Below are 15,967 nucleotides of genomic sequence, written 5' to 3'. Positions count from 1 at the left end.
AAGGCATTTTTATATTTGGTGTAGTATGATTTCTTCTCTTTCGCTTATTCAATTTTGCTATTTGGTGGCAAAGAAGGCTAGGGTTATTCATCCACGATATCCACAAATTCAGCACCTAATAGTTTCGCTAAATCCGTTGCAGAGAGTTCCACACTTAATCCTCGTTTTCCCCCTGAAACATAGAGCGTTTCAAAGTCGAGTGCACTTGAATGGATCACTGTTTTTAACCGTTTCTTTTGGCCGAGCGGGCTAATTCCCCCCACTAAATATCCCGTGCTTTTTTGAGCAACATCTTTATCTGCCATTTCCACTTTTTTAGCCCCAATGGCTTTGGCAGCTTTTTTCAGGTTGAGCATATTGGCAGTCGGTAAAACAAAACAGGCAAGTTTCTTTTGATCACCGTTTTCCGCCACCAGTAAGGTTTTGAAAGAACGATGTGGATCAATTCCCAGTTTTTCCGCCGCCTCATCACCAAAATGGGTATTGTTAGGATCGTGATCATAGGTGTGAAGAATAAAAGGAATTTTCTGTTTTTTAAGTAAATCAATTGCCGGTGTCATTTTATTTCTATCCCTTTTTTTGTAGAATGGATCGCTTATTTTATAGCGGAGAAAAAAATGGATGCAAGCCTAAATATTGCCATTGCGGCAGAATTTGAATTGTGTGAGAAAATTGCCGAAACCCTTGAAAAAAGCGAACTGGCAATTGAAAAATTATTGATTGTAGAAATTTATCCTTTTGAAGAAGAACAAGGCATTCGTTTTAAAAATAAAGCTGTTGCACAATGTTCTCCAACGGAAATGGATTGGCGTGAGGTGGATTATCTCTTTTTCGCAGGCGCTGTGGAGCAGGCCGCCCATATCGCCGATGCCGCAGAGCAGGGTTGCATTGTTATTGATATGAAAGGGGTTTGTAGTACGCTTTCTGATGTGCCGGTAGTGGTGCCAAGTATTAACGAAGTGGATCTTGTTGAATTAAGACAACGTCATATTGTGAGCTTACCGGATCCTCAAGTTAGCCAACTGGCTTTAGCGGTTTATCCTTTATTACAAACCGGCCAGCTTACAGGTATTTTTGCTACTTCGTTACTTCCTGCTTCCTATCAGAACGCCGAAACGGTGACAAAGCTTGCAGGGCAAACGGCACGATTGCTTAATGGTATTCCCTTGGAGGAAACGGAAACCCGCTTGGCATTCGATGTTCATCCGCAGCATAGCTCATCGTTATCACAGCAATTTAGAAAAATTTTCCCTCAAATCGATAGCGTGGTATTTCATGCTGTTCAAGTACCGGTATTTTATGGTATGGCACAAAAAGTGACCGCACTTTCAGATTATGAGATCGATTTCCAACCTCAAGAAAGCGAATTCGTACAGTATCATGAAAAGCTTATCACGCCCGTGATAAGTGGTGAGATTGAGAGTGAGATTTCCCAGGTGAAACTGCATATCAGCCAAGTCAATGCGGTGGAAAATGGGATTGAATTTTGGACGGTAGGCGATGATCAACGTTTTCATCTCGCACAGCTTTCAGTGAAGTTATTAGAAGCCATTTATCATCAAGGTTATTAATTTTTAAGGAACAACTATGTTAGAACGACTTTTCAAATTGCGTGAAAAAGGGTCGAACCCGAAAACCGAAATTATCGCCGGGATCACCACCTTTTTTACCATGGTTTATATTGTCTTTGTCAACCCATCCATATTAGGCGATGCCGGTATGGACAAACAAGTGGTGTTTGTGACGACCTGTTTAATTGCTGGTATAGGGACAATGGCGATGGGGTTATTCAGTAATCTGCCTATCGCCCTTGCACCGGCAATGGGGTTGAATGCTTTTTTTGCTTATGTGGTTGTAGGCAAATTAGGCTACTCATGGGAAATTGGCATGGGGACGATTTTCTGGGGATCGGTCGGATTATTGGTGCTTACCCTGTTGCAAGTGCGTTATTGGCTAATGGCCTCTATCCCTTTGAGTATTCGTGTGGGAATTGGTGCGGGAATTGGCTTTTTTATCGCATTAATTGGTTTTAAAAATATGGGATTGGTGGTCGCCAACCCTGCCACATTAGTGGCACTGGGGGATTTACACGATCCTAAAGTGCTACTGGGTGTATTGGGCTTTTTTATTATTGTGGTATTAGCTGCCCGCAATATTTTTTCAGGGGTATTGATCTCTATTGCAGTGGTCACCGGGCTTGCCCTTTGGTTAGATGATAATGTGATGTTTAATGGCATTATTTCTCTGCCCCCGGCATTAGATACGGTGGTGGGTAAAGTGGATATTGCCGGTGCGTTAGACACCGCATTGCTTGGCATTATTTTTTCATTTTTATTAGTCAATTTATTCGATTCTTCCGGTACTTTATTAGGCGTCACCGATAAAGCCGGCATTAGTGACGAACAAGGTCGCTTTCCTAAAATGAAACAAGCCTTACTGGTGGATAGTATGAGTGCCGTGGGCGGTTCCTATATCGGAACTTCAGCTATCAGTACTTATATTGAAAGTGGGGCAGGCGTTTCTGTGGGCGGGCGTACCGGTTTAACGGCGGTGACCGTGGGTGTGCTATTTTTACTGACGATTTTTTTCTCGCCGCTCACTGCTGTTGTGCCAACTTATGCCACGGCCGGTGCATTGGTTTATGTGGGGATTTTAATGGCATCCAGCCTTATTCGTGTGTCATGGGATGATTTAACGGAGGCCACTCCGGCATTTATCACTGCGGCGATGATGCCTTTCACTTACTCCATCACAGAAGGCATCGCCTTTGGCTTTATCAGCTATTGTATTATGAAAGCCTGCACCGGCCGCATTAAAGAAATCAACGCCCCGGTTTGGGTGGTTTCCCTTTTATTTATTGCGAAATTTGTTTGGGTGGGATAATTTTATGGGCGATCGAAAGTTCGCCCTTTTCACATTTAAAGAGAAGAGGACATATTATGCAAAACATTCTTTTTATTATTCATTCCTCACCTTATGGTGATGAGCATTTTTTCAGTGCGTTACGCTTGGCATTACAATTGCAGGAACAGCATAAAAGTGCGGTCAATTTGAAGTTATTTTTAATGTCTGATGCGGTGAGTGGTGGGTTAGCGAAACAAAATCCGGCAGAAGGCTATCATTTACAACAAATGCTGGAAATTCTAACAGCACAAGGTGCGGTGGTAAAACTTTGCAAAACCTGTACTAACGCACGGGGGATCACGGATTTACCTTTGGCGGAAGGGGTGGAAATCGGCACATTGGTTGAGCTTGCCGATTGGACAGTTGAGGCAGATAAAGTGCTGAATTTCTAGCGAGAAAATAAATGGCTTACAAAAGTAAGCCATTTATTTTCTCTCTATTTTTTATTTTCTATTTATTTTCTATGGCCGCTTTGGCTTTTTCGTCCATTGTCACATGAATATTGTGATCGACCACCACATTCATATTGATAGTGATCCCTTCTTTGGGCGTATCCAGTTGAATAGTCGGTGTACAGCCCGCTAATAAGTTAAGGGAAAATAAAGCCATAAAAAAGTGCGGTCGATTTTTAAGGAGTTTTTTCATGTTCTAAGTGTTGATAAAGTCGATACTGTAAATTTTGTTCAAATTGTGCACCGTAGTCAATCATATTCCACAGTTCAAACATATTTTCTTGATGATGATAATTTAATGTGATGGGGTGGTGCGTAGGGGTATTCACATTAAATCCTTTGATTGTAGCCTGTAAATTCATTTGCCCGTTAGCGGCGAGGTTCAGAGCGGCATAAGCCTCTTCAAGTTCCATTTCTTTTAATAAATCCACAATCAGGCTTTCAGTCCAGCCCCCTTTTTTTAATCCGTTTACCACTTCATCGTCCAATTTTATCCGCATTTTATCACTTTGCTGTAACCTGCCATTGCAAATCAGGCAAGCGGGATGATTCAGCCAAAAGGGAAGTGTGGCATTCATTCGCCCGGTTAAATGGACTTGATGATATTGTGCCATTGCCATCAGTTGGCTTAGATCAATGCGATGTAATTTAATGGTGGCAATTTCATTTTGTGGAAAATTGAGTTTATCAAGGGTTAATTCTCCACCAAATAGACCGATTTTCATTTTGCTCAAGGTAAGCGGTGTTTTCGCACTATAAGGATAGCGACCGGATAGCTGAAATTCGCCATTGGTGAGGAATAATTCCCCTTTTCTCATATTACGAATGGAAACCTTAATAGGGTTTTTCCTTGAATTTTGTAGGCGGTTTTGTTGGTAATTGAGGGGAAAGGCAATTTCTAAATCTTCAATTTCTCCGTCCGGAAAGGAAATATTCGCGTTATGCAGATGTAAATTCCCCTGCATACCGATCCCTTCCTGATCAATATGAAAATTGCCCGTGCCTTTGATTTCTCCCCGATGAATTAACCAGCCCCATTGCTGAGGAAAAAGGGATTGGAAAACCTTAGCGGATTGTTTTTTCCAGCTGATTTCCCCTTTCAGGGTTTGATTTTCATAGCGGGCGAGTAAATCAATCGGGCCAAGGGAGCCGGCTTTTAAATCGCCTGCTACGTTAAAACGCCCAATGCTTTCGCCATCAATACCAACACCAAAAACAGGTTTGTTAAAACGTCCGCCATAATCAAAGGCAATCCAATCGGTTTTGGCTTGTAATAAACCACGAATATGGGATTTTTCATAATCCCAGCGTAGGCGATCTTTCAGCTGCAAAGAAAGGGGCGCCATACTCACACCGTTGGTATTCACCTTATTTGAAGAGGCGGTGAGTTGATTAAGTTCAATATAATGGCCTTGCCAAAATCCCACCCCTTGCAGGTTGATTGGGGTTTTTAGGGTATGCCAATAAGCATTACCCTTAATTGTCCAATCCCATCGGTTATTGGCCTTTTTTTCTGTATTTTGTAATTTTTGTTGAGGATCTTGTAATTCAAATACGGTTTTAATCCCGGCAATAAATTCGTCCGCTTGTCCATCAAGCGTAAGATCAATATTGGAAAATTGTGCGGTGTTGCCTTGTAATGTCGCCAGCAATCGACCGTCCAATCCATATTGGGTGATTTGTACATTATCTAAAGGCAGCCGTAGGTGAATGTTTGAATCCTGCTGTTGATTATCCATTTTAAAAATAGATCCGCTATTAAAGCGAAGTAAAGGATCATCGAAGGTGCCGCCGAGATGATAGGTTAAATTGGTGTGAGCCACCGTATTGTTATAGCGTAAATCACCACGGGTTTTTAAATTAAAGCGGATCTGATCTTGCTTTTCTCCCCCGCCAATTTCGCCATTTTCACCGGATATGACGATTTCGCCTTTACCATATTCACCAAAGGTTTGTACGATGATATTGGTGTCAATCCCTAAGGGAAGCCAACCTTTTTGTGGCCTGTGTAATGACAAGCCGAAAAATCCTTTAATGGGTTGATAACCATCAAAGGTCCAATAGAAGGTTCCCCATGAAATCTCCAGTCCGTTTTGAGTAAAAATAAAGGGAACGTCTAATAATGGCGAATTTCTTGTGAGATCTTGTGCTTTAATCACACCATTTTCCCCTTCCCAAGATAAGGTGGCCTCGCCGTGATTGACGGAAAAATGAGGATTTTGCCAGCTGAGGGCTATCTCGCCTTTAGGCTGTAATTGTTGAATTTCATCATTTAATTGAACAGTAAAATGGGACTGATAAGCTTGGTTTTCTTCCGCTTGGTAATGGAGTGTTCCCTGCCAAATAAACTGATTATCTTGAGGGAAAAGGGTAGATTGATGTTGTAATGCGAATCCTTTGTCATTTTGGGCGGATAAATTGAGTTGGAATTGATCCCCATGACGATTTGCCGTGGCGGAAATATCGGCATTGAGAATATCTTGAAACATGGAGGGAACAAGAACACTTGCCTTTGAGAGTTGAAATTGCTTCACCTGCATTTCAAAGGTGGGGATGGTGGCAAAAAGTGCGGTCAATTTTATCGGTGTTTTATCATGATTTGCAGGCATTGCCTGAATACAGGCATAATCAACCACCGCTTTTTCCACCACTAAATGGGGAGAAAGCCAACCCTCAAGCTGAATATCATAGAGATCGGCCAGCGTACATTTTTCTGAATTGACTTGTAACCGAGGGAGGCTGAAACCTTGGGTATTTATCTTCCAATTATCGGCAAGTTGCACAGAATAATCCGAGGGGAGGAAATAATTTATCGCCTGTTCAATCTGCTTTGGTGAAATCCACCACGGCAAAGAAATTACCCCAATTAAAAGCATCAACGCCAATACAGCGCAACGGCGACCCTTTCGCATATTTCCTCAATTATTTTGTTTATTTCGCACGCTATTGTAACCGAAATCATCGTGATTAAAAAATCATGTTAAGACATAGCCAAAGGGATAATTCCCCCCTAAAATAGCCGTATATTTTATTCTTCATTTGCGAAACTATGAGAACATCAACACCGCTTAATCCTGTTTCATTGCCTTTGAGTCAAGTGAGTTTGATCGAAGCCTCCGCCGGAACAGGGAAAACCTATACGATTGGTTCGCTTTATCTTCGCCTCTTGTTACAAGCAGGAGAAAATCACTTTTCACGCCCGTTAAATGTGGAAGAAATTTTGGTGGTAACCTTTACAGAAATGGCGACAGAAGAGCTAAAGCAAAAAATCCGAGAACGCATCACCGATGCTATTCAAAAATTATCGGCTTATGAGGAAACACAATCGGACAGTGCCTTTAAAAATGATGAGTTTCTGACAACACTTTCTCAGCATATTGATGATATCCCCCTTGCCATTCAGCGATTAAAATTGGCAGAACAAAATATGGATCTTGCTGCGATTTTTACTATTCATGGTTTTTGCCGCCGAATGTTGATGCAGTATGCCTTTCATTCCGGGGTTCATTTTAATTTAGAATTAATGAAAGACCAGTCGGATTTACTCAAACAATTTGCCAATGAATTTTGGCGGGAGCATTTTTATCCGCAGCCTTTTGAAATGGCGAATTTTATTGCTCAAACATTGAAATCACCGGAGAGTGTCTTAGCTCTGATAAAAAATGATCTTGGTAAAGATTTCGAGGCCGAGTTGGAAGACCCTCATCTACTCAGCTTACCCCTTGAAAGCCTTTTTGAAAAGGTGAGGGAACAGCATCAGATCATTGAACAGTTAAAACAAACATGGCAAGAAAATGAGGTGGATATTAAGGATTTCATTGCACAAGAACTGCAAAATAAACGATTAAACGGTAATAAATATCGATCGAATCATTTGCCCGGTTATTATGCCCGTGTTGCGGACTGGGTAAAAAATAAAACAAGCCATTCATTAAGCGAAGATATTGTTAAATATTTCACGCAATCTGCGGTGAATGCCAATGCGGCAGCCGGAAAACAGCCTAATCAATCCCCCATTTTAGAAAAATTGGATCAAGGCGTGAGCGAATTTCAGCAAACTATTTCCCCTGATTTACTTCGAAAACTGATCCTGTTTCACTATCGCCAAGGTATTCAACAAAAACTGCTTGAATATAAACATAATCACCCGGAAAAGTCCTTTGATGATTTATTGCGATTACTTTATGAAGCCTTACACAATGAGCAGGGGGCTCAACTGGCTGAAATGATCCGCTTTCAATATCCTTTTGCGATGATCGATGAATTTCAGGATACCGATGCCCTGCAATATGGCATTTTTTCTAAGATTTACCAAGATAATCAATGGAATCATACCGGTTTTATTATGATTGGTGATCCTAAACAGGCGATTTATCGTTTCCGTGGTGCGGATATTTTTACTTATCTGAAAGCAGCAAAGCAGGCCGATGAGCGTTTTAATTTAATGAAAAATTACCGTTCCGAACAACGGCTTGTACAGGGGGTAAACCAATTATTCAATTTTCCTCAATCGCCTTTTATTTATGACAATATTGGATTTACATCGGTTGCAGCCCGAACAGATCATCGCCAGTTTTATTTGAAAGGGGAATTGGAACCTGCCTATCGTTTTTATTTGACAGAAGAAAAAGAGGGTAAAATAGATAAAACCGCCCTTGCCCAAACTTGTGCCCTTTCCATTCAACATTGGTTAAAAAGTGCGGCTGAAAATCAGGCCGTTTTTCAGGGCGAGGGGGAGAAGGATTGCCAACCCTTACAAGCAGCCAATATAGCCGTATTGGTGCGAGATAGAAATGAAGCCGCCCTAGTGAAAAATGCATTACAACAACGGGGCATTACTTCGGTGTTTCTTTCCGATCAAAGTAGCGTGTTTGATAGTCGTGTCGCAAAAGAATTAGTGTTGGTACTAAAGGCCTGTTTGAGTGTGGCAGAACGCCCTATTTTAAATGCCATTGCTACCGCACTTTTCGGTTTGACGGCAGCTGAAATTCACCAAATTCATCATAATGAACAAGATTGGCAACGCTGGGCGGATAGCTTTGCAGGCTATCAGCAAACCTGGCAACGACAAGGTATCTTACCTATGTTGCATCAACTTTTACTTGAACAAGGTATCGCTGAGCGTTTGTTAAGTTTATCGACCGGTGAACGTGATTTAACGGATTTTTTACACCTTGCGGAAATTTTACAGCAAGCCTCTGCACTAAATAATAGTGAGGCGGCGTTATTGAGTTGGTTTGAAAAACAAATTCAAGGGGAGGGAAGACAAGAGGCACAGATTCGTTTGGAAAGCGAGCGTCAGTTAGTCAAAATTGTCACCATTCATAAATCCAAAGGGTTGGAATATGATTTAGTTTGGCTACCGTTTTTAGCGTTACCAAGCCGTGATCCCAATCAATCCGCTCAAATTAACCTCTATTACTCAGAGGATAAAGAGGCGGTGTTATGGGATATGGAAAATCGCCATTTGGATAAATTAACAGAGGAAAGCTTTGCCGAAGAATTGCGTTTGCTTTATGTGGCGTTAACCAGGGCGAAATATCAAATGGCCTTTGTCTTACCGACACAATTTGATAAAAAATGGAACCCGTTGCTTTATGTGCTAAGTCGTGGCGAAATTGGCAAAAATTCAACCCTGTCACAAACCTATTCAGCCCACTCGCTGCTTAATGAATTTAAAGCGAATGTGCCAGATATAACCAGTGTTACTATTGAACCTTCGACATCATTCATTGCATTGCCTCCGCTGGCTTTTTCTTCATCACAAACGGTGCTTTCTGTGGCAAAATTTCAAGGGAATATTGAACAAAATTGGCATATCACCAGTTTTACCGGCATTGAACAAAAGCACCGCAGAATTCAGTATTTCAATGAAAGTGCGGTTGAAAAAAGCGTTGTTTTTGATGAAGCAAAAGATTATGACAGTCCATCGTCTGAGGTCTCTTCTCCGGAAATATTAAGCGAATTTCCTCGTGAACAAGAACCGATGATGTCTGCGCTTCCTCGGGGGACACAAGTAGGCACCGTGCTCCATCGTTATTTCGAAAAAAATGAGTTTAGCGGGTTGGCGAATGAGGTCGCCCTTGAAAAGCTTTGCCAAGAATTGCAGATGGATGTGGCGTTTATCACCCCATTACAGCACTGGTTTGAGCAAATCGTGCAAACGCCTTTATCTGCCTCTTCGGGGATCAAACTCATAGCGTTGGCAAAATCCGATTGTATAAAAGAAATGGCTTTTTATTTATCCATTCGGGACAATTTTGATGTGTCAGGTTTTAATCAAGCCTTGCAAACCCATCATCATTTACCAAGTGAACTGCTGCAATTTGAAGATATTCAGGGCATGATACGGGGGACGATTGATTTGGTTTTCCGTCATCAGGGGAAGTATTATTTGTTGGATTATAAATCGAATTTTCTGGGGGAAAGTTGGGCGGATTATGCACCTCATCAGTTAGAAAAAGCTATGTTACATCATCATTATGATTGGCAGTATTTGCTTTATACTTTGGCGTTACATCGTTATTTAAAAAACGTGGATAGCCATTATGATTACGAGCGTGATTTCGGCGGTGTCTTTTATCTTTTCTTGAGGGGAATGAATGGTGACCCTCAATCAGGGGTATTTTTTGATCGTCCAAGTGTACAGCTTATCAATGAATTAGAGGAGGTGTTTTAATGTTGGGGATTTTACACGCATTGAAGAAGCATAACCTCATCAGTTTAGGCGATTATTATTTTGCCAAATTGATTGCAGATAAACAGCCAGATACGCTTCCTGAAGCCACGAAAAATTTAGCCATTTTGCTGGCGGCAGTTTGTAGTTGGCATTATGCACAAGGGAACACCTGTGTGGAATTGGATACAGCATTAGAACGAAATTTATTCGGTTTGGGCTATCGTGCCACAGAAGTGGATTATTTGGGGGAAATTTATCAAAAAATCGATTTTTTACCGGTAGCACAGTGGCAAGCTCACCTACGAGGCCATCCTGCTTTTACACAAGAACCGATTTCACATATCGCCCCCATGGCGTTTCAGTTTAATGCCTTGTATTTTTACCGCATATGGCAAGATGAATACCGTGTTGCACAATATATTAAAAACACCTTAAAAAATCACCGCACTTTGGCCTTTTCTCCCGATGAAATTAAAGAAAAATTAGCCTTGTATTTTCCTCAAAAATCGGCAGAAATTGATTGGCAAAAAGTGGCGGTGGCAACTGCGATTAAAAGTCCATTCACAGTGATTACCGGCGGCCCCGGTACGGGAAAAACCACCACGGTAACAAGGCTGTTGCTCGTGTTACAAGAACTTTATCAGCATAGATTACACATTAAATTAGTTGCCCCGACCGGTAAAGCGGCATCACGATTGGAAGAGTCCATTCAAAATGCTTTGTTTTTTTTACAACAATCTATGGGATTATCCGAAGCATTAGTGCAATCTATTCCGCAAAAAGCGGAAACATTACATCGTTTGCTTGGGGTGAATGCTTTCAACGATCACACTCATTATAATAGTAGAAATCCATTACAACTTGATGTCCTCGTGGTGGATGAAACCTCGATGATTGATCTTCCCTTAATGGCAAAATTGATTAATGCCTTAAAACCGGAAAGCCGTTTGATTTTATTAGGCGATCAAGCTCAGCTTGCTTCGGTGGAAGCGGGAGCGGTGTTAGGCGAATTGGCGCAATGGGTTGAAGCACCTTATAGTGAGGAGCAAGCAGATTATTTACACCAAACCACCGGTTATCTTGTGCCAAGTACCTCTGTTGCTAATCCAATGCGTGATAGTTTATGTCATCTCACTTTCAGCCGTCGGTTTGATAAAGATTCGGGTATTGGAAAATTGGCTGAACAAATTCAACGTGGGCATGGGGAAGAAAGCCTTAGATTATTTTCCACCTTTCCTCAAGAATTGTATTTTAATCGCTTTGAGAGCGAACAAAATGAAACAGACTGGGTGCAACAAGTGGTGAAAAGTGCGGTTGAAAATTATCGCCTCTATTTAATGGAATTGCGGGCGTTACAACAGCAGGGTGTGGAGCTTCATCAATTGAATGAAGAAGGGAAAACCTATGCAGAGGTCATCCAAGCCCGTTTTAATTCAATTCGATTTTTGACCGCACTTCGCAACAGTCCATTGGGTGTGGAGAATCTGAATAAAGAAATCGCTTTAGCTTTGCGGCGGGAGCATTTGCTTTGGTTTAGAAATGAGCAAGATTGGTATCTTGGTAAGCCGATTATGATCACTGAAAACGATCACAATGTGCGTTTATATAATGGGGATATCGGCTTGTGTTTGGCAAAGGGCAAAGTGTGGTTTGGTAATCGTGAGGTGCTAAGTAGCCGTATTCCTGCCCATGAACCGGCCTTTATGATGACGATTCATAAATCGCAAGGTTCGGAATTTGATCATACTTTTATGGTATTACCCACAGAGCCGAACCCGGTGCTTTCCCGAGAATTGGTCTTTACCGGGGTGACCCGTGCGAAAAAATCACTTCATGTTTTTGCCGATGAAAAAATCTGGAAAATAGCGGTGCGTCAAACGGTAAAACGGCAAAGTGGCTTAGGTAAATTATTAGAGAATTTCACTCAAATAGGAGATTAATATGAAATTATATGCTTATGATCATTGTCCGTTTTGTGTGCGAGCAAGAATGATCTTTGGGTTAAAAAATCTGCCCTTTGAACTCGTTATGCTTGCCAATGATGATGAAGCCACCCCAATCGGTTTGGTGGGGAAAAAGGTCGTCCCGATTTTAATCAAAGAAGACGGCACGGCAATGCCGGAAAGTTTAGATATTGTTCATTATGTGGATGAGCATTTTGGTGAAAAAATCCTTTCTGAGCAACTTCGCCCTGAAGTGGAGGAATGGGTAAAAACAGTGGGGCGTTACTATAATCATTTGCTCATTCCACGTTTTGTAAAAATGGCGCTGGCGGAATTTCAAACCCAAAGTGCGGTGGATTATTTCATTAAGAAGAAAACAGAAGCCATTGGGGATTTTCAACAAAATTTAGATGAAACAGGCAATTATCTTGTTCGTTTACATCAAGATCTTGAAAGCCTTGTGCAATTAATAAAATCCGCCTCAGCATTAAACGGCAAGCTGTCTTTGGAGGATATTATGGTTTTCCCTATGCTACGTAATTTAACCTGTGTACGAGATATTCAATTCCCAGCGGAAGTGGCCGCCTATTTAAAGACAATGTCTAAACAAAGTGGTGTGGATTTGTATTTTGATAAGGCGATTTAATCAACAAAAAACCTGCCAATCGGCAGGTTTTGTTTTTTATCGTTTTTAATTATGCATGGCAATTTTGGCAAGCCGCTGAAGCTTGGAACATCCACACTAATTTTTCTTGCTCTTTGATGTAATCACTCATTTGTGAAGCTGTGCCTTCATCATCGGCATCACCTGCAAGGGCAAGGATTTCACGTTGTTGCTCAAGTAACACTTTTAAACCGGATAGGGTGCCGGATAAACATTCTTGCGCACCGCTTACCGCGATATCTTCTTGAATACGGGAAACTTTTAAATATTGGCTGTAAGCATTGTTAGGCGTATGACCTAAGGTGAGGATACGCTCTGCGAGTTCATCGATTTTAGTGATTAAATCAGTGTAAATTTCCTCGAATTTTGCATGTAATTCAAAGAAATTTACCCCTTTAATATTCCAGTGATAACCACGCACATTCGTATAGAAAACTTGATAGCTAGCGAGTAACTCGTTTAATTTGTTTGCTAATTCTGCAGATTGTTGAGTATCTAATCCAATTGATGTTTTTGACATAGTCTTTTCCTTCTATATGATGAATGAATTTTTGGAGCGAAAGCCACTTTGCTTCAAAGTGCGGCTATTATACACAATAAAAGTAGGGAATAAACCCACTTTTCTAAGATAGAACTGATAGGTTTTATATATCAAAATTAATGTTTATCAATCTTTAATGATGAAGTAACAAAAAACATTTTCTAAACTGTGATCCTTCTCACAAATGCTATAAATAAGCGAGGGATGAGATAGGTTTTGAGCTACAATAAGTGCGGTTAAATTTTTAAGTATTTTTAAAGGAGAAGCAATGCAAGCATTAATCAAACAGGCATTACCACAAAATGATCCTTTGAACCGGGCGATTCTCAACACATTAGAAGCAGGGAATTGGGCAGGCTTTTTGAGTGCTCAGCAAGTTGAACAGCTCTGTGCAGATTTTACATTCGATCCCCCACAATTGGCTTTGTACCTCCTTCCTGTCGCTGCTTGTTATAGCCATACGGATATTTCCCATTTTAACGTTGGCGCTATCGCCATTGGGCAAAAAGGGGATTTTTATTTCGGCGCCAATCAAGAATTTGCTAAGGTAGAGATTCAACAAACGATTCATGCCGAACAAAGTGCGATTAGCCATGCTTGGTTACGGGGGGAAAGTCGCATTGCGCATATGGTGGTAAATTACACACCCTGTGGCCATTGCCGCCAATTTATGAATGAATTGCAAGGGGCAGATAAGTTAAAAATTCATTTGCCTGAAGCTTTAAATCAATCTCTACATCATTATTTACCCAATTCTTTTGGGCCAAAAGATCTTGATATTACTGCGCATTTATTAGCAAAAGAATCGCATAATTTGATTGCCGATCATGCGGATGAATTGATTAATCAAGGGATTTTAGCGGCAAACCAATCCCATTGTCCTTATTCTGAAAGCCCACACGGCATCGCAATACTGTTCAAAAATGGCGAAATCATTACCGGACGATATGCGGAAAATGCCGCCTTTAATCCTAGTTTACCGGCATTACAAACCGCATTGAATTTTGCCTATTTAAATAACAAAAAATTAACGGATATTGATCGGATTGTGATGGTGGAAAAACCGACAAAATTAAGCCATAAATCTATGACAGAGCAACTGTTACGAGAGCTGAATTTGCCTGTTTTAGAATATATCGTGCGATAAAAGTAGGGCAGTGCAATCTGCCCGTTTTATTGATTTTCCTCTTGGAAATAGCGGGCAAGCTGATGAAACAGATTTTGAATAGGTTCGGCACGGTGTCCCAAAACCCGCACGATAATCCCATCGCAATTTAAAAGGGAAGCCCCAACCAGCATAGTTTTTTCCTCTGCAATATGGATGTGAATGCGCTGTAAAATCCCTTTAAATTCGACCGCACTTTTCCCTCGATTTAGATAGATTAATGATCCCTGATGGGAATAGTTTTCCATTTGGCTCAATGCGGTAAGGTTCATTGTTGTGGGGTACCATTGAATACAATCTGACAAAAGGGGATATTTTTTGCCCTCATGTTGCAAGCCATAAATATTCAAATGAGATGAAAATTGGCGGAAAGCAAAGCGTTCATCATTTAAGACTCGCCCAATGGCAACAATCTCACCGTAAATTAACTCGCTGTTTGGCTGCATTTCAATGAGGGTTTTCTGTTTGAATGCGGCGTCTTTATGTAGCACTAAGGGATGTGGCAAATAGAATAAACGGCTTCCTTCTGCCAAATGAATTTGTGTGCTCTGTTCGGCACTTTCATTTTCATTCATCGCTTGCACACGGGTGAAAGCCTGTGTATGCAGTGAAAGTGCGGTGGATTTTGCCAGTGAAATTTGAATATCCAAGCGATCGCCTGCCAGTACACCGGGCGAGGAGGACATTTGCATGGCATTTAATCCTTCCGACCAAATGCCCGAATAATGAGGCAACACCATCACTTTAAAAGGCGGGGTAGCAAAATAGTCGGCAAGTTGGGTTTTGCCTGTTGGGGAAAGTTTGGTGGAAAGTCTGAGTTTACTGTTCATTGTTTAGGTCTTAGGATCTTTTTCAAAAGGGAGAGGTGGAAATTTAATTTCAATATTAAATGACTTATGAGGTCGATTTTCCTCTGCCAAATCTCCCTTTGCCCCTCTTTGCTAAAGAGGAGATTTGTTTTTTATCTCACTAATGCTTTTGGTTCTTCTATGTTTTTTAGTAAGGCATATTTCTCAATCCAACCGATCACGCCCTCTAAATTTTCTTTTTTCATAAGGTTAGTAAAAATGAAAGGCTGACCATTGCGCATACGGCGGGCATCGCGTTCCATCACGCTTAAATCGGCCCCTACAAATGGAGCTAGGTCGGTTTTATTAATCACCAATAAATCTGAACGAGTAATCCCCGGGCCGCCTTTGCGTGGAATTTTTTCGCCTTGCGCCACATCAATCACGAAAATGGTGACATCCGCTAAATCCGGACTGAAGGTGGCGGAGAGATTATCGCCGCCCGATTCGATAAAAACGATTTCCACATCAGGAAAACGCGCCACCATTTCATCGACAGCCTCCAAGTTCATTGAGGCATCTTCACGAATGGCGGTGTGTGGACAACCGCCCGTTTCCACCCCCATAATCCGCTCGGGTGGGAGCAGGCTATTTTTTGTTAAAAATTCTGCATCTTCTTGCGTGTAAATATCATTGGTGATGACTGCCACACTGTATTTGCTGGCGATTTCACGAGTAAGTTTTTCAATTAACGCTGTTTTACCTGCCCCAACAGGGCCGGCCACACCGATTTTAATATAGTTACGCATTGTTCTTTCCTTTTTCTAATCG

At 41.3% G+C, this 15,967-nt stretch carries 13 protein-coding genes; 7 read left to right on the top strand and 6 right to left on the bottom strand.

Annotated elements, in window-relative coordinates:
* Positions 1-83: 83 nt before the first annotated feature.
* Complete coding sequence (ybaK, locus tag BKK48_RS00750) at positions 84-560, bottom strand: Cys-tRNA(Pro) deacylase (RefSeq protein WP_077426318.1); 477 nt, start codon at positions 558-560, stop codon at positions 84-86.
* A gap of 57 nt (positions 561-617) precedes the next feature.
* Between ybaK and BKK48_RS00745 the strand changes: the two genes are divergently transcribed.
* The 3 genes from BKK48_RS00745 to BKK48_RS00735 are packed head-to-tail and all read left to right on the top strand — an operon-like array spanning position 618 to position 3,296.
* Entirely contained in the window at positions 618-1,571 is a 954-nt protein-coding gene (locus BKK48_RS00745) for an oxidoreductase (protein ID WP_077426317.1), read from the top strand.
* A gap of 16 nt (positions 1,572-1,587) precedes the next feature.
* Positions 1,588-2,883, top strand: coding sequence for an NCS2 family permease (locus BKK48_RS00740; protein WP_077415875.1), 1,296 nt, complete (start codon positions 1,588-1,590; stop codon positions 2,881-2,883).
* A 56-nt stretch (positions 2,884-2,939) separates the two neighbouring features.
* Positions 2,940-3,296, top strand: a complete 357-nt coding sequence (locus BKK48_RS00735) for a DsrE/DsrF/TusD sulfur relay family protein (RefSeq protein WP_077426316.1) — start codon at positions 2,940-2,942, stop codon at positions 3,294-3,296.
* A 58-nt stretch (positions 3,297-3,354) separates the two neighbouring features.
* Here the strand turns inward: BKK48_RS00735 and BKK48_RS00730 are convergent, their stop codons facing one another.
* The gene (locus tag BKK48_RS00730; protein ID WP_077426315.1) at positions 3,355-3,549 is read right to left on the bottom strand and encodes a YnbE family lipoprotein; all 195 of its coding nucleotides are present in this window, start codon (positions 3,547-3,549) and stop codon (positions 3,355-3,357) included.
* Positions 3,533-6,268: a YdbH family protein gene (locus BKK48_RS00725; RefSeq protein ID WP_077426314.1), complete on the bottom strand. Its 2,736-nt coding sequence runs from the start codon at positions 6,266-6,268 to the stop codon at positions 3,533-3,535. Before BKK48_RS00725 ends, BKK48_RS00730 begins: the two co-directional genes overlap by 17 nt.
* Before the next feature lie 137 nt (positions 6,269-6,405).
* Here BKK48_RS00725 and recB point away from each other — a divergent pair, with 137 nt between their 5' ends.
* Genes recB through grxB form a run of 3 tightly spaced genes read left to right on the top strand, consistent with a single transcriptional unit; the run spans position 6,406 to position 12,624 of the window.
* Positions 6,406-10,035: an exodeoxyribonuclease V subunit beta gene (gene recB / locus BKK48_RS00720; protein ID WP_077426313.1), complete on the top strand. Its 3,630-nt coding sequence runs from the start codon at positions 6,406-6,408 to the stop codon at positions 10,033-10,035.
* On the top strand, positions 10,035-11,975 hold the full coding sequence (recD, locus tag BKK48_RS00715; protein WP_077426312.1) for an exodeoxyribonuclease V subunit alpha: 1,941 nt from the start codon (positions 10,035-10,037) through the stop codon (positions 11,973-11,975). Before recB ends, recD begins: the two co-directional genes overlap by 1 nt.
* Position 11,976: 1 nt before the next feature.
* A complete protein-coding gene (gene grxB, locus BKK48_RS00710; protein WP_077426311.1) occupies positions 11,977-12,624 on the top strand; it encodes a glutaredoxin 2 in 648 nt (215 codons plus the stop codon).
* 49 nt (positions 12,625-12,673) lie between these two features.
* Here grxB and BKK48_RS00705 read toward each other — a convergent pair whose 3' ends face one another.
* The gene (locus BKK48_RS00705) at positions 12,674-13,162 is read right to left on the bottom strand and encodes a Dps family protein (protein ID WP_077426310.1); all 489 of its coding nucleotides are present in this window, start codon (positions 13,160-13,162) and stop codon (positions 12,674-12,676) included.
* A gap of 289 nt (positions 13,163-13,451) precedes the next feature.
* On the opposite strand from BKK48_RS00705, the gene cdd reads away from it, so the two are divergent.
* On the top strand, positions 13,452-14,330 hold the full coding sequence (cdd, locus tag BKK48_RS00700; RefSeq protein ID WP_077426309.1) for a cytidine deaminase: 879 nt from the start codon (positions 13,452-13,454) through the stop codon (positions 14,328-14,330).
* 26 nt (positions 14,331-14,356) lie between these two features.
* Here the strand turns inward: cdd and BKK48_RS00695 are convergent, their stop codons facing one another.
* On the bottom strand, positions 14,357-15,178 hold the full coding sequence (locus BKK48_RS00695; RefSeq protein ID WP_077426308.1) for an urease accessory protein UreD: 822 nt from the start codon (positions 15,176-15,178) through the stop codon (positions 14,357-14,359).
* A gap of 131 nt (positions 15,179-15,309) precedes the next feature.
* Positions 15,310-15,945, bottom strand: coding sequence for an urease accessory protein UreG (gene ureG, locus BKK48_RS00690; RefSeq protein WP_077426307.1), 636 nt, complete (start codon positions 15,943-15,945; stop codon positions 15,310-15,312).
* Positions 15,946-15,967 lie beyond the last annotated feature (22 nt).

The sequence above is a fragment of the Rodentibacter heidelbergensis genome, assembly GCF_002000125.1.
Classification (GTDB): Bacteria; Pseudomonadota; Gammaproteobacteria; order Enterobacterales; family Pasteurellaceae; genus Rodentibacter; species Rodentibacter heidelbergensis.
Note: the sequence above shows the minus strand (reverse complement) of the source record. Positions and strands in the feature narration are given on the sequence as shown.